At 65.2% G+C, this 23,501-nt stretch carries 22 protein-coding genes; 15 read left to right on the top strand and 7 right to left on the bottom strand.

Annotated elements, in window-relative coordinates; all coding sequences use genetic code 11:
* Positions 1–104: 104 nt before the first annotated feature.
* The 7 genes from DESPIGER_RS02020 to DESPIGER_RS01990 form a co-directional block, all read right to left on the bottom strand.
* Positions 105–884 (bottom strand): hypothetical protein, encoded by a 780-nt coding sequence (locus DESPIGER_RS02020; RefSeq protein WP_072332384.1) that lies wholly within the window; start codon positions 882–884, stop codon positions 105–107.
* A gap of 20 nt (positions 885–904) precedes the next feature.
* Complete coding sequence (locus DESPIGER_RS02015) at positions 905–2,008, bottom strand: YopB/SseC family type III secretion system translocon subunit (protein WP_072332381.1); 1,104 nt, start codon at positions 2,006–2,008, stop codon at positions 905–907.
* Between the two features lie 4 nt (positions 2,009–2,012).
* Complete coding sequence (locus tag DESPIGER_RS02010) at positions 2,013–2,549, bottom strand: SycD/LcrH family type III secretion system chaperone (protein ID WP_083575251.1); 537 nt, start codon at positions 2,547–2,549, stop codon at positions 2,013–2,015.
* 47 nt (positions 2,550–2,596) lie between these two features.
* Positions 2,597–3,181 (bottom strand): USH1C-binding protein 1, encoded by a 585-nt coding sequence (locus DESPIGER_RS02005; RefSeq protein ID WP_072332378.1) that lies wholly within the window; start codon positions 3,179–3,181, stop codon positions 2,597–2,599.
* Positions 3,182–3,190: 9 nt separating this feature from the next.
* Entirely contained in the window at positions 3,191–3,823 is a 633-nt protein-coding gene (locus tag DESPIGER_RS02000; protein ID WP_072332375.1) for a USH1C-binding protein 1, read from the bottom strand.
* 25 nt (positions 3,824–3,848) lie between these two features.
* Complete coding sequence (locus DESPIGER_RS01995; RefSeq protein WP_072332373.1) at positions 3,849–4,415, bottom strand: USH1C-binding protein 1; 567 nt, start codon at positions 4,413–4,415, stop codon at positions 3,849–3,851.
* Positions 4,416–4,506: 91 nt separating this feature from the next.
* Complete coding sequence (locus DESPIGER_RS01990; RefSeq protein WP_072332370.1) at positions 4,507–4,809, bottom strand: hypothetical protein; 303 nt, start codon at positions 4,807–4,809, stop codon at positions 4,507–4,509.
* 317 nt (positions 4,810–5,126) lie between these two features.
* Here DESPIGER_RS01990 and sctW point away from each other — a divergent pair, with 317 nt between their 5' ends.
* The 15 genes from sctW to DESPIGER_RS01915 all read left to right on the top strand — a co-directional run bounded on the left by sctW (position 5,127) and on the right by DESPIGER_RS01915 (position 23,284).
* The gene (gene sctW / locus DESPIGER_RS01985; RefSeq protein WP_072332367.1) at positions 5,127–6,245 is read left to right on the top strand and encodes a type III secretion system gatekeeper subunit SctW; all 1,119 of its coding nucleotides are present in this window, start codon (positions 5,127–5,129) and stop codon (positions 6,243–6,245) included.
* Between the two features lie 30 nt (positions 6,246–6,275).
* Positions 6,276–6,650 (top strand): type III secretion chaperone SycN, encoded by a 375-nt coding sequence (gene sycN, locus DESPIGER_RS01980; protein ID WP_072332365.1) that lies wholly within the window; start codon positions 6,276–6,278, stop codon positions 6,648–6,650.
* A 2-nt stretch (positions 6,651–6,652) separates the two neighbouring features.
* Positions 6,653–7,021, top strand: a complete 369-nt coding sequence (locus tag DESPIGER_RS01975; protein ID WP_072332362.1) for a type III secretion protein — start codon at positions 6,653–6,655, stop codon at positions 7,019–7,021.
* A 1-nt stretch (position 7,022) separates the two neighbouring features.
* Positions 7,023–7,379 carry a tetratricopeptide repeat protein gene (locus tag DESPIGER_RS01970; RefSeq protein WP_072332359.1) on the top strand — a complete coding sequence of 119 codons (357 nt, stop codon included), beginning with the start codon at positions 7,023–7,025 and terminating at the stop codon, positions 7,377–7,379.
* Complete coding sequence (gene sctV / locus DESPIGER_RS01965) at positions 7,376–9,469, top strand: type III secretion system export apparatus subunit SctV (RefSeq protein WP_072332356.1); 2,094 nt, start codon at positions 7,376–7,378, stop codon at positions 9,467–9,469. Before DESPIGER_RS01970 ends, sctV begins: the two co-directional genes overlap by 4 nt.
* 9 nt (positions 9,470–9,478) lie before the next feature.
* Positions 9,479–9,736 (top strand): type III secretion system export apparatus subunit SctS, encoded by a 258-nt coding sequence (gene sctS, locus DESPIGER_RS01960; protein ID WP_072332354.1) that lies wholly within the window; start codon positions 9,479–9,481, stop codon positions 9,734–9,736.
* A gap of 65 nt (positions 9,737–9,801) precedes the next feature.
* The gene (sctT, locus tag DESPIGER_RS01955; RefSeq protein ID WP_072332351.1) at positions 9,802–10,638 is read left to right on the top strand and encodes a type III secretion system export apparatus subunit SctT; all 837 of its coding nucleotides are present in this window, start codon (positions 9,802–9,804) and stop codon (positions 10,636–10,638) included.
* 61 nt (positions 10,639–10,699) lie between these two features.
* The gene (gene sctU / locus DESPIGER_RS01950; RefSeq protein ID WP_072332348.1) at positions 10,700–11,743 is read left to right on the top strand and encodes a type III secretion system export apparatus subunit SctU; all 1,044 of its coding nucleotides are present in this window, start codon (positions 10,700–10,702) and stop codon (positions 11,741–11,743) included.
* Positions 11,744–11,746: 3 nt separating this feature from the next.
* On the top strand, positions 11,747–13,039 hold the full coding sequence (locus DESPIGER_RS01945; RefSeq protein ID WP_072332346.1) for a sigma-54 interaction domain-containing protein: 1,293 nt from the start codon (positions 11,747–11,749) through the stop codon (positions 13,037–13,039).
* Complete coding sequence (locus tag DESPIGER_RS01940) at positions 13,036–15,102, top strand: PP2C family protein-serine/threonine phosphatase (RefSeq protein ID WP_072332343.1); 2,067 nt, start codon at positions 13,036–13,038, stop codon at positions 15,100–15,102. Before DESPIGER_RS01945 ends, DESPIGER_RS01940 begins: the two co-directional genes overlap by 4 nt.
* A 47-nt stretch (positions 15,103–15,149) precedes the next feature.
* On the top strand, positions 15,150–17,438 hold the full coding sequence (locus tag DESPIGER_RS01935; protein ID WP_072332340.1) for an MFS transporter: 2,289 nt from the start codon (positions 15,150–15,152) through the stop codon (positions 17,436–17,438).
* On the top strand, positions 17,435–18,925 hold the full coding sequence (locus DESPIGER_RS13055) for a hypothetical protein (RefSeq protein ID WP_072332337.1): 1,491 nt from the start codon (positions 17,435–17,437) through the stop codon (positions 18,923–18,925). Before DESPIGER_RS01935 ends, DESPIGER_RS13055 begins: the two co-directional genes overlap by 4 nt.
* Positions 18,918–20,111, top strand: a complete 1,194-nt coding sequence (locus tag DESPIGER_RS01925) for an alanine racemase (RefSeq protein ID WP_072332334.1) — start codon at positions 18,918–18,920, stop codon at positions 20,109–20,111. Before DESPIGER_RS13055 ends, DESPIGER_RS01925 begins: the two co-directional genes overlap by 8 nt.
* Positions 20,108–21,262 (top strand): ABC transporter substrate binding protein, encoded by a 1,155-nt coding sequence (locus tag DESPIGER_RS01920; protein WP_231927608.1) that lies wholly within the window; start codon positions 20,108–20,110, stop codon positions 21,260–21,262. Before DESPIGER_RS01925 ends, DESPIGER_RS01920 begins: the two co-directional genes overlap by 4 nt.
* Positions 21,263–21,724: 462 nt before the next feature.
* Positions 21,725–23,284, top strand: a complete 1,560-nt coding sequence (locus DESPIGER_RS01915) for a hypothetical protein (protein ID WP_072332332.1) — start codon at positions 21,725–21,727, stop codon at positions 23,282–23,284.
* The last annotated feature ends 217 nt before the right edge of the window (positions 23,285–23,501 follow it).

Genomic DNA, 23,501 nt, shown 5'->3' with positions numbered 1-23,501 from the left:
CCTGCATACGTCTTTCATGTCCAAACACAGTTCAACGGTACGCAAAAACAAGCGCCATCGTCAAACTTTTTTCTGCCAGGCCGCACCCGCAGGGCGCTGCCGGATCACCCCAGGATCTTGGTACGCGTCTGATTCATGTTGGCCTGCATGGAGTTCATGAAGTCCAGGGACTTGGAGACCAGGTCCTTGAGCGCCTCGTTGGTCTGCTTGGTCTGCTCCATCATGGTGCGGATCTGCTCCTGCTGGGCTTCCAGGCGCTTGGCCTCGGCGGAGCGCATGCTCTGGCCGAACTCCCCGCCCGCCGTGAACATGCTCCCGACCGAAGAAAGCATGGTATTGAACGACTGGGCGACAGCGGCCGTGAGCTGGCCGTCCGCGGTCTTGCCGGCACGCATGTCCAGCCTGCCGTTCGAGGACCTGCCCACCCCGGCAGCCGCCACGCCGATGCTGGCCATACCGGCCGCCATGTTCACCACGGCCCCGGTTACGGCGCAGGCAAACTTCTGGATGGCGCCCGTCTCTATCTTGTCGGCCTGCTGTTCCATCAGGTCGACGATCTGCATCCCCTGCGCCTGGATGATGCTGCGGTTGGTGCGCCGCTGCTCCGCCGCATCCTTGAGGATCACGGAAGCGAACATGGCAGCGGGGCTGGGCAGGGCCGTCCAGCCCGACAGATCCCCCGAATTGTCCCCGGGCGACGCCAGATCAGGCAGCTGGCTCTGCACATCCTTGACGGCCGCGGTAAAATCCTTGCCGGCCTGGATGGCGTCGATCAGGGCCTCATCGACCCTGGCGGCACTGACACCTTTCGCCTGGGCCTGCTCCAGCAGCCTGTTGTACTCGATGGAGCTGTATCCCGTTGCATTCGTGATGGTGGTGTCCATACTGTCTCCCTTTTCAGGCATCAGGCCATGGCCGGATTGCCGCTGAGGATGGCCACATTGGCCTGCACGCTTTCCTGGACGATGTCCGACACGGTCCGGAGCGTCTGCTCGGAGCGCTGCATCATCTCCTTGATGTGTTCCACATCCAGATCATTGGCCATGGCGATGCGTTCCAGGATGGCCTGCAGACGCTTCTGCTGGGCCTGCAGGAAGCTGATGTCCTTTTCGTTGGAGGCGGAAGCGATGGTGGTGGCCGACTGGGCGACGGTGTTCACCCCACCGGCCATGGTGGCCACGCGGGCCGTCCACGAGGCCGCCTTCTGGATGGTCTGGGCCGTATCCGAAACAGCCTTGGTGGCGGTCTGGGCGACCTTTCCGGCCGCGCCTGCCGCCCCGGCACCGAACGTGAGCGCCGTCATGGCGATGGTGGTGGCAAGATCCACGGCGAACTTCGTCCACTGGATCGCCGTATCGCTGGCGCCGCACGCATCCATGATCTTGCCGATGATGAACGACGGGCTGAAGCCGGCCTTGCCGCCTGATGCCTCCTCCATGATGGAGCTGGTCAGCAGCGCCAGGCTCGCGACACCGACAGCGATGAGCGCCGCACCGGAACCACCGGCCGCCAGGCCCACAGAACCGGCGGCGATCATGGCCACAGAACCGATGGCCGCCAGGACCATGCCGATGATCTTGAACGCCTTGAGCAGGCCATTCAGAAAACTCTGGCTCTTGGCCTTCTCCAGCTGCTCCTGGACGGACTTGAGCTTTTCGTCATTGGCTATGGCGCGTTCCTGGGCGCGGGCCTCCAGCGAGGCCACGCCGGCCTTGGTCTCGGTACGCCGCTGCTCGAAGCCGACGGCATCCAGCAGCGTTTCCAGCGAAAGGCCGCTCATGGTCAGGCCGGACAGCGAGACCGTGCCGCTCTTCGAAGACGGTGCCTCAAGATCCGGCAGCAGCGAATCCCCGCTCGCGGCCAGGAAGGCGCGCAGCGCACTGAGGCTTTCTTCCAGATCCTTGACATCCAGGGTGTTGCCCGTGCCCTGCTGGGTCGCCGCCAGTTGCAGCAGCGCGTTCAGATTGGCAGTGGGCGTCCCGGACTGTGTTCCCTGAACCATAGTCATGGCATCACTCCTTGGACTGGGCCAGCGTGGCAAGCAGGGCACGGATACGGTCATGGACGGCCTTGTGCGCAGGAAGGGAGGCATCGCCCAGCCCCAGGGCGGCACGGAAGGAAGCCGCCGCATTCTCCCCGTCACCCAGCTTCAGATAGCACAGGCCGCCATAGTAGAACGGCGCGGGATCCTTGAGCCCGCCGGCCACACCGGCCATGCCGTAGGTATCGATGGCCTGCTGCCAGGCTTCCCGGGCCTGCAGGCAACCGGCCAGGCCCATCCAGTAGCGGGGATCGTCACCATCATACATGCAGAGGCCGCGGAACATGCTTTCGGCATCCTTGTAGTTGCCCGCCTTGTACAGGTTGTAGGCATAGGCATAGCCGGACTCCAAGGTGTCCTTGCTGATGTTGAACACATCGGCCAGGGTCGCCCCCTTTTCCAGGGCGGCCTGGATGGTATGGAACTCCGCTTCCGTAAATCCCGCCGCCTTGGCCATGTCCAGCAGGGCGGCCTGGATGTCTTTTTCCTGTTCGATGATCTGACTCATGATAGCTCCTTGGAGTGGGTGTGCCGTCATCCTGTCACGTCCGGCGGCTACTGGCCGCGGGCCAGGCTGGTGAGGGTCTGGTTGGAGTTGGCGATCTGGGTGTTGGCACCCTGCAGATAGGAGTTGTACTGGCCCATGTAGTCCTGGATATAGACCATCTCCTGCTGGGTATTGGTGCCCAGCTCCTCCAGGCGGCTTTCCAGCGACGTGATGGCCACGTCCCATTCGTCGGCAAGCTGCAGGTGGTCACCATTGGACTTGTCATAGGCCAACCCGTGGGCATCCATATAGTCCACCATAGCCTGTGACATGGGAATGGCGTTGTCCGTGCTTGTTTCCGTTTTCGTATATGTGCTCCCGTCTTCCCGGGTGAACGTGTACGTGTATGACTGCTTGCTGTTCACTCCGGCCTTGGCGTCGGCCTGGGACTGCCGGGCCTCGTTGAGCAGCTGGGAGACGAGCTTCTGCTCGTCCTGCGCCTGGGAGATGGCGTCCATCTTTTCCATGGCCTGGCTCTTGGCGGTCCCGGCCAGTTCCAGCTGCAGCTTGGCGAACATCAGCTGCAGGCTCGTGGTGGGCCCCAGCTCACCGAACGAGACAGAGGATGTTGAAGTAAAATCGACCTGGTTCATGTCATTTTCCTACTGGCCGCGGGCCAGGCTGGTGAGGGTCTGGTTGGAATTGGCGATCTGGGTGTTGGCGCCCTGCAGATAGGAGTTGTACTGGCCCATGTAGTCCTGGATATAGACCATCTCCTGCTGGGTATTGGTGCCCAGCTCCTCCAGGCGGCTTTCCAGTGATGTGATGGCCACGTCCCACTCGTCGGCGCTGTGCGAGTGGTTGTTGGCGGTCTTGTCATAGGCAAGGCCGTTGGCGTCCATGTAGTCCACCATCTCCTGGCTCATGAAGGTCGCGTTGTTGCCCTTGGGTACGGTCTCGGTGACCGTCTCATAGACCACGTTCCCCTGGGCGTCATGCATCACATTGCCGTTGGCGTCCTTCTTGGGGAGCTCATAGGTCTGGGTCTTTTCCTGGTCATTGCCCACACCGGCCTTGGCATCGGCCTGGGCCTGCCGGGCCTCGTTGAGCAGCCCGGAAACGAGCTTCTGCTCGTCCTGCGCCTGGGAGATGGCATCCATTTTGTCCATGGCCTGGGTCTTGGCGGTCTCGGCCAGTTCCAGCTGCAGCTTGGCGAACATCAGCTGCAGGCTCGTGGTGGGCCCCAGCTCACCGAACGAAACGGAGGATGTTGAAGTAAAATTGACCTGACTCATATCACTATCCTTTGCCGGCCACCGTCTACTGGCCACGGGCCAGACTGGTGAGGGTCTGGTTGGCGTTGGAGATCTGGGTGTTGGCGCCCTGCAGATAGGAGTTGTACTGTCCCATATAGTCCTGGATGTAGACCATCTCCTGCTGGGTATTGCTGCCCAGCTCTTCCAGGCGGCCTTCCAGGGCCGTGATGGCCACGTCCCATTCATCGGAACTATGGTTATAGTCACCGCCGGTCTTGTCGTAGGCAAGGCCGTGCGCGTCCATGTAATCCACCATTTCCTTGGACATCAGGGTGCAGTTCTTGGTGTTTTTTTCCGTCTTGCCGTTGGAATAGGTCTCGGTCTGCGTGCCGGCGGCAATGCCGGAATTGGCGTCGGCCTTGGACTGCCGGGCCTCGTTGAGCAGCTGGGAGACAAGTTTCTGTTCGTCCTGCGCCTGGGCGATGGCGTCCATCTTGTCCATGGCCTGGGTCTTGGCGGTCTCGGCCAGTTCCAGCTGCAGCTTGGCGAACATCAGCTGCAGGCTCGTGGTGGGCCCCAGCTCACCAAGGGAAGACGTTGCAGAGACGGTATTGAGGTCGACCTGACTCATAAGTATTCCTTTTTATGATGCCCTGTGGGGAAACGAGCAAAAAAGAGTGCCATCCGGCACCGGCCGCGGGAAACAGGAGGGTACCCGCCCGCTACAGGCGGACGATGTTCCGGCGGCCGCTGCCGGGGATGCTGCCGGCCGCTGCCGGTCTGGCCGCGGCACGGGCCTGCGCGGCACGGGCGTCACCGGCACGGCGGGCCTCGGCCTCGGCTTCCTCGACCATCTTGCGCAGCTCGGGGGCCAGGGAGGCCGGGTCCGTCTTCTCCTGCCCCTGTTCCGGCAGGCCGAGCTGCTTGCGCATGGCTTTTTCCTGGCTTTCCAGACGGGAGAACTCTTCACGGAGAGCGGCAAAGTCGTCCATCTGCTTCTTCATATCCTGTTCCGTAAACGACATGGCAAACTCCTTTTGGGTTATCGTTGCTATTCGTCAAGCACAAAGCGTGCCATTTCCATATCTGGTTGACAAGACAGCTAAAATGCCAGAAAAGAGAGCAAGATGCCAACAATATTGGCATCCAGTCCTTCCAGGCAAGCAACGACGTTCTCTCAATGTGCTCCCCAGCGGAGTTTTTTTGCGGGCAGGCCGGCGGATCCGCCACAGCCACCCTTGCCGTTGCCACAGGCTCATGCTACCAGAAATATGTGGCATGATTTTGGCATATAGCATACCATATTGCCAACAACTTTTTGCGTGACCGGGAGCCACCCGCCATGAGCATCGATTTCTCCATCCAGCAACAGCAGGGCCGTACCGCCGTATCCCCGGGGACGGGAGCCGCGGCGGCCGCCACCGGGTCGCTGTTCGGCAATGCCGCCACGATCGTGGAGTCTCCCATGTCCCTGCTGGCCGATGCCGCAGAGGAACTGACCTTTGCCGCGGACAGCACGGATGACTTTGAACTGGAGGAACGCAAGGAACGGGACGAGATCAACGAGGCCATGGAGGAACGCATCAAAAAGTACCAGGAGATGATGCGTGAAGCCCGCGAGATACAGAAGACAAGGGCCCTCAAGGGCTTCCTGGACTCCCGGGCCGAAAAGGAAGAGGCCCTGCGCCAGCTGCGCCGCTTCTTTCCTGACCCTTCCGAGGCCTGGGCCGCCCTCAAGGACATCCATGACGAGCTGTCCGCTGCCCCCGACACCCCGCCGGAGACCCTGCGCGTCCTGGATGAGGCCCTGGAAGAGCTGGAGCGCACGGAAGGCCCCGCCATACGGGCCGGGATCAACGGCGCGCTCAATGCCCGGGGGTTCGAAGGTCTGGGCGATGCCGGCGCGCTGGGGAGCTTCTATCGGGAGACCGTCTGCCATTTTGAGGACGTCAACAGCCTCTACGACCATATCCAGAAGACGTACGGCAATGATTTCGACGCCGCGCTGGATTTCCTCTACAAGGCGCTGGCCAGCGATCTTGCGGCCGATGTGCCCAGTATGGAGAGCAGCCACCTGGAGCACGTCAATGGCAGCCTTGGTGAGCTGCGGCAGCTGCAAAGCGCCCGCAGCCTGTGCGCCCGTCTGCTGGAGCGCTGGAGCAGTGTCCACGGGATCCGCCACTGCCCCCTGGATGACATGGCGCTGCTGGGCAAGGTGCTGGATCTGCGCAAGGAACGTTACATCAGCGGTAGCCGCATCAGCCGGCTGGCCGAAGAAGCCGGCGCCCCGGACATCGAGCGCAAGGTGCTTTTCCTCCAGGAGCTGCTCAACACCGCGCGCGCCTTCGCGCCGTCCCTGTTCGACGGCAACGAGGGCCGCATGAAGGTGCTGGATGCCGTCCAGGATGCCGTGGATGCCGCCATCGCCGAGGAAGACGCCTGGCTGGCGGAGCAGGGATAGGGCTTTGTCCAAGACACACGCGGAGATCATATGCTGGACCACGAACTGAACGCTTTCGGCATGCGCATGGGCCTGCCCGGACTGGCCTTTTCCCCGCAGGGCCTGGCGGCGCTTGATGTCAGCGGCATGGGACGCCTGTACTTTGAAAGGCAGCAACGGCGGGGCGAAGAGGAGCTGCTGCTCTATCTGTCCCGCCCTTTCCCGCCCTATGACGGCACATTGCCCGAGCGGGCCCTGGCCCTGTGCCATTTCCGGCACGCATCCGCTTTTCCCCTGACCGCCGGCATGAAGGGGGACACCCTGATCCTCCTGACCCGCCTTCCCGAGCGCCAGGTCACGGCCGCCCTCCTGGAAGACGCCGTCATGGAGCTGGCCCGCGTCATGAACCATCTGCAGGGAGCCTGAGCATGGCATCATCCCCCATCAATCTGCTGGACCCCGGACTGGGGATACAGAACATCATGGCCCCCGGCACGGCGGGGCACCTTCCCGATGCCCGCCCGCTGGCCTCCAGCGCCATGCGCGAGGCCGGTCTGGACGAGCTGTACAACAGCTGCAAGGCGGCCCAGCAGCTTGAGGAGGCCCTCTGTCCGGCCGTGGGGGACGGCTCCATCCTCCAGCCCGAACTTTTCCATATGGAGCTGCAGGGCGCCCTGGAGGCCCTCAGGAACAGCGACAAGCCCGCCGTGCGGGCCTTCGTGCGTGACGAGCTGGCGCCCTTGCTGGAAAATACCGAACTGCTCCGGGCCTATACGGGCCTGATGGTGGGAGGCTAGCATGGCGGAGCCCCTCTCCCGGCCCACCCCCGGCCAGCGCCGTGCCCTCCAGGTCCTGGGGCACCTTTTCCTGCGCATGGGGCAGTTCCAGCGTGCCCGCAAACTGGCCCTGGCCCTGCTTGCCCTGGATCCCGCCGACCTCTGGGCCCGGCGCTGCCTTGCCGTGGCCTGGCTGGAGCTGGGCGACCCCGAGCGGGCCCTGGAACAGCTGGACCTTGTCCTGGCGGGCGGGCCGCTGGCCTCCCGGGATGCCGTGCTGCACCTGCTCAGGGCCCGGGCCCTGTGGCAGACCCGGCGCACCGATGAGGCCCGCAATGCCCTCAATGCCTATCTTGCCGCAGGGGGGGGCCGCCTGTGAGCCTGTTCTCCGACGCACGCCACATCGTCTCCCTGACGACGAAACACAGCGACCTTGCCCTGGTGGGCCTGCTGGTGGCCGTCATCGCCCTGATGATCATGCCCCTGCCCACGGCCCTGGTGGACACGCTCATCGGCGCCAACCTGGCCCTGTCCTTCGCCATCATGATGATGACCATGTATGTCAGGACGCCGCTGGAGTTCTCGTCTTTTCCCACCATGCTGCTGTTCACCACTCTGTTCCGCGTGGGCCTGAACATCACCACCACCCGCCTGATCCTGCTCAACGCCGACGCCGGCGAGATCATCCAGACCTTCGGCGAGTTCGCCCTGGGCGGCAATTTCGTGGTGGGGGCCGTGGTCTTCCTGATCCTGACCATCGTCCAGTTCCTGGTCATCGCCAAGGGGGCCGAACGTGTGGCCGAGGTGGGCGCGCGCTTCACCCTGGATGCCATGCCCGGCAAACAGATGTCCATCGACGCGGACATGCGCGCCGGCGTCATCGACATGGAAGAAGCCCAGCGCCGCCGCGAGGTCATCAGCCAGGAAAGCAAGATGTTCGGCGCCATGGACGGCGCCATGAAGTTCGTCAAGGGCGACAGCATCGCCGGCATGATCGTGGCTGTGGTCAACATCGTGGGCGGTACCGTCATCGGCATCACCCAGCACGGCATTTCCGCCGGCGAGGCCCTGGAGATCTACGGCATCCTGACCATCGGCGACGGTCTCGTCTCCCAGATACCCTCGCTCATCATCGCCATCTCGGCCGGCATCCTCATCACCCGTTCCGGCGACAGCCAGGAAGATGTGGGCGCGCAGATCGGCGGCCAGTTCTTTGCCCAGCCCAAGGCCCTGCTCATGGCGGGCGGGCTGATCTTCCTGTTCGCGCTCATCCCCGGTTTCCCCAAGCCGCAGCTTTTCACCCTGGCCTTCGCCATCGCCGGCCTCGGCTACATCCTGGACAGGATCCGCTCCGCCCCCGCGCCCCGGGACGCCCGCAAGGAACTCGGCCAGTCCCTCAAGTCCGCCGCCCGCAAGGAACGCAAGGGGCGCCCCTCCGGTCCCCAGGACGATTTCGCGCCCACGGTCCCCATCATCCTGGACATCTCGGAAGGCCTGGCCGCGTCCCTGGATTATGACAGCCTCAACGACGAGCTTTCCGCCCTGCGCCGTGCGCTGTATTTCGACCTTGGCGTGCCCTTTCCCGGCATCAATCTGCGCATCTCGTCGACCCTGTCGGGCCTGGCCTATGAACTCCAGGTCAACGAGATCCCCATGTCTCGCGGGCATCTGGAACAGGGCATGGTGCTGGCGCGCGAAAGCGAGGACACCCTGCGCATGCTCGGCCTGGAGGTGAAGCGCGGGGAGAACTTCCTGCCTGACGTGGAAAGCCTGTGGATCCCGGCGGAGAAGCAGGCCCTGCTGGAACAGGCCGGGCTCTCCTGCATGACCCACTCGCGCATCCTGGCCTATCATCTTTCCCTGATCCTGGCGCGGCACGCCTCCAGCTTCATCGGCATGCAGGAGACCAAATACCTGCTGGACCGCATGGAAGAACGCGCGCCGGACCTGGTGCGCGAAGCCACCCGCCTGCTGCCCGTGCAGCGCATCGCGGAGATCTTCCAGCGTCTGGCGCAGGAGCAGGTCTCCATCCGCGACCTGCGGAACATCCTGGAGGCCATCATCGAATGGAGCCCCAAGGAAAAGGATACCGTCATGCTGACCGAGTATGTGCGCGGGGCCCTCAAGCGCCAGATCAGCTACATGTATTCACGGGGCCAGAACATGCTGCCGGCCATACTCATGGACCCCTCGGTGGAAGAGACCATCCGCAAGGCCATCCGCCAGACGTCGGCCGGGGCCTTCCTGGCGCTGGACCCCGACACCTCGCGCCGCTTCATCGCGGCCGTGGGGGCCGCGGCAGGCGATTACCGCAAGCATGTCCAGATGCCTGTCCTGCTGGCCAGCATGGACATCCGGCGCTATGTGCGCCGCCTCATCGAGGCGGAGCACTACCGTCTGCCCGTGGTCTCCTACCAGGAGCTCACCCCGGAGATCAGCGTCCAGCCCATGAACCGGATCCGCCTCTAGGAGCAAGGCATGGAACTTGCCATCGATTATGCCGTCAAGGCCCTGTATCTGGTCATGATCCTTTCCCTGCCGCCCATCATCGTGGCCTCGGTGGTGGGCATCGTGCTCAGCCTCATCCAGGCCATCACCCAGCTGCAGGAACAGACCCTGGCGTTCGGCGTCAAGCTGCTGGCCGTGGGGCTGACCCTCTTCCTCATGGGCAAATGGCTGAGCGGGGAGATATTGCAGTACAGCGAGGACATCTTCAACCGTTTCTACCTGCTCTGAACGGCAGGCCCGGATGCTGACGGCAGGCTGGACGGCCCCCAGGACACGCATGGAACAGGACAGGCATGGATTTTTCGCAATTTTTGCAGGAACTCGGGGTCTACGGACATCTCACGGCCTTGCTGCTGGGCATGCCGCGCTTCTTCGCCCTGGTCACCGTGGCGCCTTTTTTCGGCTCCGCGGTGGTGACGGGCCAGATCCGCCTGCTGCTGGTGCTGGCCCTGTACCTGCCCCTGCATCCTGTCATCGTCAGCCATCTTACCGAGGACATGACGCTCTCTGCCGCACTTTCCCTGGCCGTGGGGGGACGGCTGGCCCTGCTCCTGCTCAAGGAGGCCGTGCTCGGCCTGATGATCGGCTTTCTTGCGGGCATCGTCTTCTGGGCCGTACAAAGCGCCGGTTTCTTCATGGACAACCAGCGCGGCGCCACCATGGCCGAAGGGGCGGACATCCTTTCCGGCGACCAGAGCAGCCCTCTGGGCCAGCTGCTGTTCCAGAGCCTGGTCTACATTTTTTATACGTCCGGGGCCTTTCTGGCCTTCGTGGGGCTGGTGTACGCCAGCTATGACATCTGGCCGGTGACGCAGCTTTTGCCCCTGGACGTGCCCCAGGGAGCGCCCCTGTATTTTGCCGAAAAAGTCGGCTGGCTCATGGGCCACATGCTGCTGCTGGCAGGGCCCATCGCGGCGGCCTGCCTTTTGACCGACGTGGCCCTGGGGCTGATCAACCGTTTCGCGTCCCAGCTCAACGTGTATGTGCTGGCCATGCCCATCAAATGCGGCATCGCGGCCTTCCTGCTGTGCTTCTATTTTGGGCTGCTGCTGTCACATGCACCGGAACTGTTCGATTTTACGAGGGAATCCATCCTCAAGCTGAACAACCTCCTGCCGGGAGGGGACTGATATCGCCACGCTTGTCCGCCGGCTGTGACGACAGCCGCGGGCTGCGGAGACCCATGCGCCCATGAGCAGTGAAAAGACAGAACAACCGACCCCGAAACGCCTGCGGGATTCCCGGGAAAAAGGCCAGGTGGCCAAAAGCCAGGACGTGCCCTCGGCGCTGACCGTCATGGCAGTGGCCGTCTATCTGCTGGCCCTGGCCTCCGACATGCTCAACACCATGCTGACCATGGGCGAGATCCCCATGCTGCTCATGGACAGGCCCTTCGAGGAGGCCCTGCCCCTGGCTTCCACGTCCATCCTGCTCTGTTCCCTGCGCGTGGCCCTGCCGCTCATCGGCATGGTCATGGCCGTGGCCCTTTGCGCCAACCTGATGCAGGTGGGCGTGCTGTTTTCCGTACAGGCCGCCATGCCCAAGCTTGAAAACCTGAGCATGGGCAAATGGTTCAAGCAGGTCTTTTCCCTCAAGAACCTGGTGGAGTTCCTCAAGAACATCATCAAGGTCCTGATCCTGGGGGTCAGCGTGTATGTCATTTTTTCCGACTACATGCCGCAGCTGTTCCGCATCCCGCAGGGCGACATCGGCGACATGTGGCGTCTTCTCGGTTCTGCCTGCGGCGAGCTCGTCCTCGTCTCGGCGGGCGTGTTCTGCGTCATCGCCGCCGCGGACTGGTGCTTCCAGAAGTGGCAGTTCAACAAGCAGCACATGATGAGCAAGGAAGAAGTCAAACGGGAATACAAGGAAAGCGAGGGCGACCCGCTCATCAAGGGCAAGCGCAAGCAGCTGCACCAGGAGATGATCGCCCAGAACCAGATCGCCAACGTCAGGAAAGCGAAGGTGCTTGTGACCAACCCCACCCATTTTGCCGTGGCCCTGGATTATGAAAAGGACAGGACCCCCCTGCCCGTCATCCTGGCCAAGGGCCAGGGCGTGCTGGCCCAGCGCATGATCGAGACCGCCCGGGAAGAAGGCATCCCCATCATGCGCAACGTACCGCTGGCACGCAGCCTGTACGAACAGGGCACGGAAAACTCCTACATCCCCCAGGACCTCATCGGCCCCGTGGCGGAAGTGCTGCGCTGGGTGCAATCCCTGCGCCAAGGATAAGCCATGCACGAAAAGAACGCCCGAACCCTCGCCCTGCTGATCCGTTTGTGCGACGACCTTGCCTGGGGGCGTCCCGCGGATGCGGACGCCCTGTTCGCCCTGACCCGGGAAGGCAGCTCCTCGCCGGAGCTGGAGCGCCTGGCCGAAGCCTTCGGCATGATGATCGTCAAGGTGGAGGCCCGCGAATTCCAGAGGGCGGAACTGCTGGAAAAGATGGAGCAGCTCTCCCAGGAGCTGGAGAAAAGCCGCCTGCGCCTGCACGAGGATAACAGGCAGGTGGTGGAGACCCTGCAGAAGGAGTACAACGTCCGCCGCATCATCGGCCGCTGTCCGGCCATGCGGCAGGTGGTGGCCCAGGCCCTGGCCATCGCCCGGCGGCCCATCAATACCCTGATCCTGGGGCCTTCCGGCACGGGCAAGGAGATATTCGCCAAGACCATCCACTACCACTCTCCCCGGCGCGACGCCCCCTTTGTGGCCGTCAACTGTACGGCCATCCCCGAATCCCTGTTCGAAAGCGAGATGTTCGGCATCGAAAAGGGCGTGGCCACCGGTGTCAGCGCCCGGCGCGGCCTGGTGGAGGAAGCCTCGGGCGGGACGCTCTTCCTTGACGAGCTGGCGGACATGTCCCTGCCCAATCAGGCCAAGCTCCTGCGCGTGCTTGAGGAACGGGAAGTCCTGCGCGTGGGCAGCGCCCGGCCCGTGCCCGTGGACATCAAGGTCATCGCGGCCACCAATGTGGACCTGCGGCAGGCCGTGGCCCGGGGGCGCTTCAGGCAGGACCTGTACTACCGCCTCAATGTGGCCGAGCTGATGCTCCCGCCCCTGCATGAACGGGGCGACGACATCCTGCTGCTGGCCCGGCACCTGCTGGCCCAGCATGCGCGCAATATGGAACGCGCCGCCCTGATCCTGGCCCCGGCCACCCAGCAGTGCCTGCTGGCCTACGACTGGCCCGGCAATGTGCGCGAACTGAGCAACGAGATGGAACGGGCGGCGGCGCTGACTGTGGATACGGTCGTCCGGCCCTCGGATCTTTCCCCCAAGCTGCTGGCCGCCCTGGCGCGCCACGGCGGCATACGGACACCCGGCGCTGCGCTCCGGGAGCCGCCGGTCGTCCAGGAAACGTTCAACCTGGAGCAGACGGAACGCCTGCTGGTGCAGCGGGCCCTCGACGCGTGTCAGGGCAACAAGAGCCGGGCCGCGGAACTGCTGGGCATCACCCGGGAAGGCCTGCGCAAGAAACTGCTGCGCCTCGGCCGGACGGCCCGCGGCCATGACGGGGAGGAGGCATGAACGCAAGCCTTCGTCTGCGCCTGGCCCTGCTGGTGATCTGCTCCGTGGCCCTTACCGTCGCGCTGGTCCTGTACCTGACCTGGCAGCGCGTCGGGGAGACCATGATCGGGATGGAAGAAAAAAATTTCGCCACCCTGCTGCTGGTGGAAGAGGAACGGCTCAACACTGCCACCCTCAACCATCTGGCCGGCAAGGTGCGTGCCGTCCTCATGCGCAAGGCGCAGCTGCGGGACGCCTCCGCCCGTATCCAGGCGCTGCTGCGCTCCCTCGACCGGCACGGTGAGGGCGGCCCCGGATATTCCGGCCTGCAGCCCCTGCTCTCTGTCATGGACGCCGCCAGCATTGGCCTGGTGGACGATATCGACAGCATACGCATGGAGATCCTGGATACGGAAAAGCTTCTTGCCGGCTGGACGAGCCTGCTGGGCCTGTCGTCCAGTCTGCGGGATGTGAAGCAGCGGCCTGTGCAGCGCCTGCTCAGGCAATTGCCCCGGGACGGCGATTTTGCCGTTCTGGACCTGCCCCGCCTCGTGGCCACCAACGAGGGCGGCATGGTTTCCTCCGGCACCTACCGCCCGGTACTGGCCTATTTCCTGCCGCTGGACGGGAACAGGCCCTCACGGGAGATACTGGTCGCCATGATCCCCCTGGACGACCTGGAAAAGATGGCCGTCCGGGCCCAGGCGCAGCTGCTGGAGGATACCAGGGAAAAATTCCGGGAGATGGCCCTCTACCCCGGCGGGCTCGTGGCCCTGCTGGACAGTGACGGCCGCATGCTGGTCTCCGGTGGCGACGGCCTGCTCCCGGACGGCCTTGACGCGGCCCGGGCAGAAGCCCGCCAGACCGGCATGGCCAAGGTCATCCTGCCCTCGCAACGGGGCGACATGCTCTGCCTGCTGGGCAGCATCCGGGCATTCGGCTGGTATGTGGCCCTCACGGCTCCCCTGGACGAGATACAGCAGCCTTCCTACAGCCTGCTGGGCAGCCTGCTGGCCGTGAGCCTGCCCATCATGCTGCTGGTGGCCCTGGCGGCCCTGTTCATGCTCATCAGGACGTTGCGGCCCCTGAAACTGCTGACCCGCAAGACCCGCCAGCTGGCCGGCGTGGATTTTGCCGCGCCCGATGCCCTTGACCGGCTTGAGCCCCTCCTCAGCCAGGGGCTGCCGCTGGAGCGCCGTGACGAGCTGGGGCAGCTGGCCCGTGCCTACGCCCATCTGGGCGGGGCCCTTGCCGCCAACATCCGCAACCTGATGGAGGCCACCGCCAGCAAGGAACGCATGGAAGGGGAGCTTTCCGCCGCACGCGAGATCCAGATGGGCATCCTTCCGCCCCCGGACGGCGCTCCCGAGATGTGCGGTTTCCGGGCCTCGGCCTTTCTGGATCCCGCCAAGGAAGTGGGCGGCGACATGTACGACTTTTTCGTCACCGGCGACGGCCGTCGGGCCCTCGTCCTGGGCGACGTGTCCGGCAAGGGCGTCCCGGCGGCCCTGTTCATGTCCATGACCGTCACTCTCGTGCGCTACGCCCTCGGTTCCGGGCTCGACCCGGCCGCCGCCATGTCACAGGTCAACGCCATGCTTGAAGCCCACAACCCGGGCAACATGTTCGTGACCCTCTTCCTGGCCCTGTACGACCCCCAAAGCGGCGAGCTGGCCTATGCCAACGGCGGCCACTGCCCGCCCTACATCATCGATGCCGCCTCGGATGCCCCGCCCCGCATGCTGGACAAGCTGAGCGGCCCGCTGGTGGGCGTCATGCCGGATATGGAATACACGCTGTTCACGGATACCCTCAGGGAACAGGAGACCTGCCTGATCTTCACCGACGGGGTGACCGAAGCCATGAACAGCGACAAGGAACTGTACGGCGAGGCCCGGTTGCGGGACTTCATGGCCGCCCATCGCGGGGCCCCGCCCCGGGAACTGCTGACGCTCATCTTCTCGGAGCTTGTCCGCTTCCGGGGTGAAGAGCCGCAATCCGACGACATCACCATGCTGGCCTTTTGCCGCACGCGCAACACCCGCGTGGCCCAGCCCGCCCCTACTGCCCGGACGTCCTCATGAACCTGTCTTCTCCTCCGAAAAACTCACGGTTCCCCGTTGGCCGCATCATGGCCGGATGGGTCGCTGTCCTGCTGTGCAGCCTGCTGCTGTACGATGCCCTGCTCTATTCCTCCCTGCGCACCGCGACCCGGGAAGGGACGCAGGCATCGGCCAGTGTGGCGGCCACGGCCCTGAAAAGCCGCATGGCCATAGGGATCCGCTTCGGCAAAAAGCTGGATACCTACCACAATGTCGACCGCCTGCTGGCCAGTGTGGGCCAGGCGGCCGGCATGCCCCTGGCCGTGCTGGATTCCCGGGGCAGGGCCCTGCATCACTGGGGCCGCTTCCCGCCGTTGCCGGATATCAGCGGACGCCTGCCGCAGACGGACGGGGAGACGGTCCTTGATCTGAAGGACGGCGAGCTGCTGCTGGCCCCCGTCACTGACCGGGCCGGCGGCATCGCGGGACATATCGCCGTCTGGATGCCTTCCCGCAGTCTGGACGACACGCTCTGGAGCCTTTTCCGGCAACAGCTGTTCTTTCAGGGAGGGCTGGCCCTGGCGGGGATCCTGCTTTTGTCCCTTTGCCTCGGCCTGCGCCGTTCCGGCGGCCTGCCCCGCAACCTGTGCCTCACCGTTTTCCTGCTGCTCATGCTGGGCAACGGGGCACTGGCCCTGCATGCCGTCAGCCGGCAGTACACGCAGGGGCTCAGGAACGACGCCGCGCATACCGGTGCCATCCTGACCGAGGACCTCAACCGCCTGCTGCTGGTGGGCGTCTCCCTTGATGATACCAGCCGTCTGTCTGCCTACCTGACCAGGGCCGCCACAATCCACGGCGACGGTCTCGTCCTGGAGATCATCGCCCCCTCCGGCAAGGCCTACGCCTCAAGCCATGCCGCAGGCCCGGAAGCCCCGGAGCTCCTGCCGTCCGGCGAAGAGTTCCCCCTGCTGGAACTGGCCTCGTCCTTCTCCGTCAGCGGGGATTCCCCGGAACAGGGATGGAAGCTGCGAGCCTCCCTCACGCGCGGCCCCTGGCTGGAACGCCTCATGGCCAACGGGCTGGACATCCTGACCCTGGTGGTCATCTCCCTCATCTTCATGGTGGAGATGTTCCTGCTGCTTTCCCGCAGTCTGGAGGCCCGCCTGCAGGGGACGACGCAGACCCACGCCCACCGCAGCGCCCTGTTCCGTCCGCTGATGTTCGTCTTCATCCTGGCCATGGACATGACCATTTCCTTCATCCCCCTGCGCATGGCCGAACTCACCACGTCCGGCATGCTCCCGCGTGACGTGCTGCTGGGCCTGCCCATCTCCGCCGAAATGGGCATGACCGGCCTCAGTGTGCTCATTGCCGGGACATGGATGAAGCGCAAAGGGGCCCGGCCGCCCCTCATGACCGGCATCATCTGCATGGCCCTGGGCTATCTGGCCTCCATGCTGGCCTGGAACCCCTGGCTTTTCATCGCCGCCCGGGCCCTGGTGGGGCTGGGCTACGGCCTCTCCCTGCTCACGGCCCAGGCCTATACGGTACGGGACGGCAGGCTGGCCGACATGTTCGCCGGCGTCTATGCCGGCTCCCTGTGCGGCAGCGCCCTGGGGGCCATGCTGGCCGAACGCCTGGGCTACGGCCCCGTTTTCGTCATCTCCGCCGTCATCCTGGCCTGCCTGGCCCTGGTGCCCCTGCGCCTGCTGCGCGGCCGGGAAGAGCAGGCAGATGCCCGGGAGGAGGCCCCGGCCGCCAGGCTGACGCTGACGCAGGTCCGCCGCCTGCTGACGGACCGCCGCTTCCTGGCCTTCATCCTGCTGGCCCTGCTGCCGTCGGCCCTGCTCTGCGTGGGCTTCCTCAACTATTTCCTGCCCGTCTTCCTCAAGCAGGCCGATGTGGCCCAGTCCAATATCGGGCGCATCTATATGCTCAACTGCCTCATCGTCATCTACAGCGGGCCCCTGTTCGCCCGGCTGGTCGGCAGCAGTCTGTACAAAGGCCCGCTCCTTTTCTGGGCCGGCATCCTGTCGGCCCTGTCCGTGGCCTGTTTCTGCGTACTGCCTCCCCTGCCGGCTTCGGTGGCGGGCTCCATCCTGCTGGGACTGGCCACCGGTCTCAACATCCCGGCCCAGAGCGAATTTTTGCTGGAACTGGACATAGCCCGGGCCATCGGCGTGGATCAGGCCATGAGCCTGCTGGATGCCCTGCAACGCGTGGGACAGGTCATCGGCCCGGTCTGCGTGGGAGCCGTCATGGCCATCATGAGCGTGGACGACGCCGCCCGCTGGGCAGGCCTCGCCCTGACGGGCATCTCCCTCCTTTTCCTGCTGCTGGTCCGTCCGGCCCGGCGTACGGGAGGCCGGGCATGACCCCCGCCCGGGACTGGCTCCGCAGCCGCTGCCCGGACGCACTGGCTGCCTTCGAGCAGGCGGGGGCACAAAGGCTGGCGGGCTATGCGGCAGGCTTCGGCGCGGATACCGCCCTGCCCCGGCCGCCGCAAGCCGCCGACGACCTCGTGGAGCTGGCCGCCACGACCTGCGCCCGGCTGTACTCGCCCGATCTGGGCCGGGCCCTGCGCCGTGAACTGGAAAGCGATTCCCATGCCCTCACAGCCAACCATCACGGTGTGGACTTCCACCCGGAATTCTTCCAGGGCGACCTGCTGTTCGCCATGAGCTGCCGCCACGCCGTGCCCCTGTTCAATTGCGGAGCTGTCCCGGCCAACAACGTGGCCTATCCGCGCGGCATCCTGCTGGGGCGAGGTACCCCGGGAGAGGCGGGTTTCCACAGCCGCAGGCTGCCCATCCTGCCGGGGCGGGACCGGCACGGGCTCATCAGCGTGCGTCCGGCGTTCACCGCTGCCGGGATCGCCCTGCCCTCGCGACTTCCCGGCCAGCCGGACGACCTGCATGCCCTGGACCGTCTCGTACAGGCCGTCTACCGGCATCCCCGCGTCCTGGCGCAGCGCACGTTCCGGGATCAGGCCAGTCTCATGAATGCCCTGCTGTGGCGGCAGGTCATCCCGGAGTCCTGCGACATCCCGCCGCTGGTCTCGCTGGACATGCAATGGCTGTGCGGCCGCCTGATCACGGCCGATCTTGAACGGCCGGGCAGCCTTGTCCGTCAGCTGCTCCTGCACCCGCCGCTGACCGCCGCCGTCTGGGATGCCCTCAACGGGCAGCGGGCCTGCTGGACCGGTGACGCACAGGGGCTGCAACGGGGCACCTTCCTGTTCTGGGGCGTGGACGGCAAGGGCCGGGCCCTGGCCCTGCGGCCTGCCCGCGATTTCCGTGCGCTGGTGGCGGCCCGGAATGACGGCTGGCGCCTGCCGCTGGATGCCCCCAGCCTGGACAGGGCCCTGACGGAAGAGCGCATCCTCCCTTCGCTTTTCCTCTACTTCACCACCGTGACCGCGGCCAGGGGGCTGCGCTGTGCCGGGGGCATCTTCCAGACCTCCTACCTGCCGCGCATGATCCGGGGCATCTGTACAGCCCTGCGGCACTGCGGCGCGGACGGTCTGGCGGCACGCATCACCGGGGCATTCCGCCCCTGTCCGCCCTGCACGGGACTGCTGCCCCTGCGCCTGCCCTGTCCTGACGGTCCCCTGCGGCAGACGGGCCGGGGAGCCGGTGCCGCGGACCTCTGGCTGGCCGGCGGTCTTTCGCCGGACCTGTGGCAAGCCCTGCGGCACAGCCGGGTCGACCACGCCCTGGCGGCCTCGCTGCCCTATCATTATGAAGATCTGGCCGGACAGGAGATGCAGCCCCTGCTGCTGGACAGCCTCCTGCAACAGGCCCCGCCCGCCGGGAGCCTGCCCTTCCTTGCGCCTTTCACCCCGGAGATGCCTCATGCCTGAGCTGGAAATAAATCTGGATGCCCTGGCCCATAATCTGCGCCTTGTGCGGCACCGGGAACAGGCCTGGGGCTTCCGCTTCCTGCCCGTGCTGAAGATGGTGGCCTCCCACCCGGAGATCGTCGCCTTCCTGCGCAGGCAGGGCTATGGCTGTCACGGCATCGCGGACATGACGGAGCATCTTCTCTATGGCCAGGAGCCGCCTGCCCGCGCAGGGCGCGTCCTGATCAATCTGGCGCCCCCGGACAGGACGGACGATGTCGTCCGTCTGTTCGAACGCAGCTCCTTTTCCTGCGAGGCGACCTTCCGGGCCCTGGATGCCGCCGCCCGGGCCGCGGGCCTGCACCACGAGGCCCTGCTCATGGTGGATATCGGCGACATGCGCGAAGGCATCCCGCAGGACGAGGCGCCCGCCCTGCTGCGGGCCGTGGCCGCCGCCTCGCAGCGTGCTGCCCGCGGCCCGGGCGCTCATGTGGCGGGCATCGGCGTCAATCTGGGCTGTCTGTACGGTACCTGCCCGGATGAAGAAAACATGGCCCGGCTCGAAGCGCTGGCGGCCCGGGCCGGGGACCTGCTGGGCCACGCCCTGCACCGGGTCAGCCTGGGCGGGACCATCTTCTGGAACTGGTTCGCCCGCCGCCACGGCCACGGCCCGCATCTGCCGCCCGGCTGCATCATGGAATTCCGCATGGGGGATCCCCTGCTGCTCGGATGGGACATGTACCGCGACCAGGCCCTGCTGGGCGGGGATTTCCGGCAGGACATCTTCCGCCTGACGGCCACGGTGCTGGAAGTGACGGAACGGGACATCCGCCCCCCACGCCAGAGCGTCCACAACGGGCGGGGCCTGCCCGCCGACTGCCCTGTCCTGGGAAAACGCCTCCGGGCGCTGGTGGACTGCGGCAGCCTGCACACGGACGTCCAGGGCCTCACACTCCCCAGGACGGACTGGCGGATCACCGATTTCAGCGGCAATTACGCCGTCCTGGACGTGAGCGCCTGTCCTCAGGCGCCCGTGACGGGGGATCATGTCCGCTTCATCCCGTCCTACTGGGCCGTGGCCCGTACCTGCCGCATGCCCCACATCCGCAAGACCATCGTCCACGACATCCTGCCGGAACGATCCCTTCCCGGTACCCGGCCTGTCGCTCCCCATCAGGGAACGACGTTCCTTTCGGAGGTTTCATGAACACGATACGACGCGCCGTCGCGCCCCTGCTTGTCTGCCTGCTTCTCCTGCCTCTGCTGCTCCGGGACAGCGCCCTTGCCGCTGCTGACCAGAACCGGCCCGCCGGGGACAAGGCATGGCGGGTGATCTATGTGGAGGGCGGCCCCTTTTCCGACTACCAGCGCATCTTCCAGGGACTGGCCCTGGGGCTGGAGGAACGCGGTCTGATCAGGAACGGCCATGTGCCCCTGCCCAAAGACAGCGAAGAGGTCCGCGGCATGTGGGAATGGCTGCACCGGCATGCGGGCGGCAACCGCCTTGTCTTTCTGGCGGACGGCTTCTATTCCGCCGAGTGGGACAGCCGGCAGCGGGAAAAGGTGCGCCAGGACGTCCTGCGGCGCATCCGGGAAAAGAAGGACGTGGACATGGTCCTGACCTTCGGCACCTGGGCCGGGCAGGATCTTGCCGCACAGGACCTGCCTGTCCCGGTCATCGTCTCGTCCGTGACCAATGCCGTGGACGCGGGCATCATCCCCTCGGTGGAAGATTCGGGTCGGGACAATCTGATAGCTCCCATCGAGCCGGACCGTTTCAAGCGCCAGGTCCTGCTGTTCCATGACATCTTCGCCTTCAAAAAGCTCGGTATCGCCTACGAGGATACCCCGGCAGGCCGCAGCAGCATCGCTCTCAACGAGATCGAGGATGCCGCCAGGGAACTGGGCGTCACCCTGCTGCGCTGTACCGACACCTTCGACATCCAGGATACGGACCTGGCCTCCGAACGCCTGCTGGCCTGCCATAAAAAGCTGGTGGAGCAAGGGGCCGAAGCGGTCTATCTTACCTATAATGTCGGTCTGCAGGCCAGTGCCATGCGCAACGTGCTGCAACCTCTGGCCGATGCGCACATCCCCACCTTCTCCCAGCTGGGAGTACCGGATGTGGTCCACGGTGCCCTGCTGAGCGTGGCCCAGTCCAATGCGGCCGAAGAGGGACGCTTCAGCGCCGGTCTGGTGGAGGCGATCCTCAAGGGCGCGCGCCCGCGTGACCTGTCACCGGTCTTCGAAAGCCCCGTCAGCATGGCCCTGAACCTTTTCATGGCCACGCTCATCGGCTGGAACCCGCCGCTGGAAGTGCTGGCGGCCGTGGACGAATTCTACCAGGAGATGAAGTAGCCCCGCGGAGCCACCTCCGGGGCGGACGATACACGAAAGGCGTGCCGGAACACGGTACGCCTTTCGTGTTTGCCGGGCTCCGCGCTCCCGCGCAGGCTTTTCTCTCCGCCTCTCTTCTTCTGTCTCCCGTGTGGCCATCTCCTCTGCCTGTTGCCCGCAGCGTGCGCACACCGGGCATTTGCGGGACATTTCCACTTTTTTTGCACTGATCTCACGATCTGGAACGATGCGCCTCCATACTGCTGCCAGCAGCGCCTGCATCAAGCCCGGCGCCTGCACAGGAGGATGGATATGACGCCTCAGCACCCCCAAGATTCACGAAATACTGCCGGGATCTGCCCCTGCTGCCCCAGGGAGGAGCCCTGCCGGCGGCAGCATGTGGTGCACTGCCGGGACACCAGCGGAAAAGACAGTGTCCGGCCCGGGATGACGCGTGGCACATCCCTGCGGCGGCGTCCCTATATGAAGCCGCTGTCCTCCTTACTGGAGCAGGCTCCCCCCTCCCTGGTCCTGGACCTGATGGACACCTGCCGGCTGGAGACCAGGCACAGGGACTTTCTCTGGCGGCAGGGCCCCCAGGAGATCCGGCAGGCCCTGCTCGACTGTGACGGTTTCCTCATCGGCCTGACTGAAAGCCAGGCGCGGGATATCCTCACGACCGGGAACGTCCCGCTGCTCTGCCGCCTGGCCACCCTCCTTCCGGGAAGAGCCCAATCCCCCTACCGCCTTTCCCGGGCCACACACGAAAAGCTGTGGCGGCATCTGCGCGGGCACCCCGACATGCGCATCCGTGAAGCGCTGGCCGGCAATGACGCCCTTCCTCCGGCATTTGCCATCTCTTTTGCCGATAGGATACGCCAGCATCTGCCGTTCTGCCGGACGACCTTCCGCGATCTTCGTCAGGAGGACGTGGGCCTTTTGCTCCAGGGCCCCTATCAGCGGCTGGTCGAAGCGCTCCCTTTCGTGCCGTGCATCCGTGACGGGAAGGTGCGCAGGACCTTCATCCAGGGAGTGCTGGACCATAAGGATCCTGTCGTCCGTCTGGAGCTGTCCGGCATGGCACGGCACCGCTCCCATCCCCTGCGCCCGTACGGCCCGATGCTTTTTTCGGATGTCCCGCCGGAAGGATCGGCCGCCAGGCAGGACATATTTGCCATGCCGGTCTGGAGCGATCATGCCGTGAAGGGCGGCGCTTCCTTGCGGCTCGCCACGTCCGGGCAGCATCTTCCGCTCACCTACAGGCAGCTGGCCGCCCTGGCGGCCTCCCTTGCCCCCTGCCAGCGGGAAGTGGCTGATGCGCTGCTGGCGCTGGAGATCCCCTCCCTGACCGAGACCATCATCGCCACCGCCTGCCTGTCCTGCGAGCAGATGGACAGCCTCTGGAGCTCGGGAGGGCTGGAGGTGCGCCGGGCCCTGCTGGGCCAACAGCACTTCATCCAGCACCTGGATGCCGGGCAGGTCCGTGACATCCTGAAAGCCGACGACGTTCCCATGCTGTGGCAGCTTGCCCTGTGCATGAGGGAGGAAGTGCAACCCCTCCTGCCCGAAGCTGACCCCCTATTGGACAGGCTGTGGCGGCACCTGCGCCAGCATCCCGACATGCGTGTCCGGGAGGCGCTGGCCTGCAATCCCCATATATCGCCGGATTACGCCTTTTCCGTGGGCGAGCGATTCCGGCAGGACCTGCCGTTCTGCACGACCGCGTTCAGCCGCTTGCAGCAAAGCGAGCTGGGGCTGCTCTTCAAAGCGGCGCATACCCTGCTGCTCCAGCTCATCGGCGAGATCGGGGGCATCGAAAAGCCCGGCGTACGCAAAAATGTCATCCGCTATCTGGCCCGCCATCCAGATCCCCTTGTCCGTCAGGCGCTGGCCGGGCGTGGCGGTACAGATCTCTGCCTCAGCGAGGACAAACGTCTTTTCCACGCCGTCCTCATGGATCTGTGCGAAGATACGGACCTGCGGGTCTGCGCGGCTGCCCGGGAACGCCTGCTCCTGTGGGAACAGCGTACGCCCCCCGCATGAGCCGGACATGGGGCAGCAGCCCCTCCGGCCGCGGCCCGGTCCGTCCACAGCGGACGATACCTGTCAGCCTGTCCCGCATGGACGGTTCCTGCACGGAAGCGCGGCTCGACCGGCAGCGCCCGGCAGGCCGGAGCCGGCAACCACATGCAGACCAGATACCGTCATGCGTACCGGCACCATGCTGGCTGCCCCTTCTTTCCCCTGTTCCGCAAGACGG

This window comes from Desulfovibrio piger (assembly GCF_900116045.1).
Classification (GTDB): Bacteria; Desulfobacterota; Desulfovibrionia; order Desulfovibrionales; family Desulfovibrionaceae; genus Desulfovibrio; species Desulfovibrio piger_A.
This window is presented reverse-complemented; position numbering and strand designations above follow the sequence as displayed.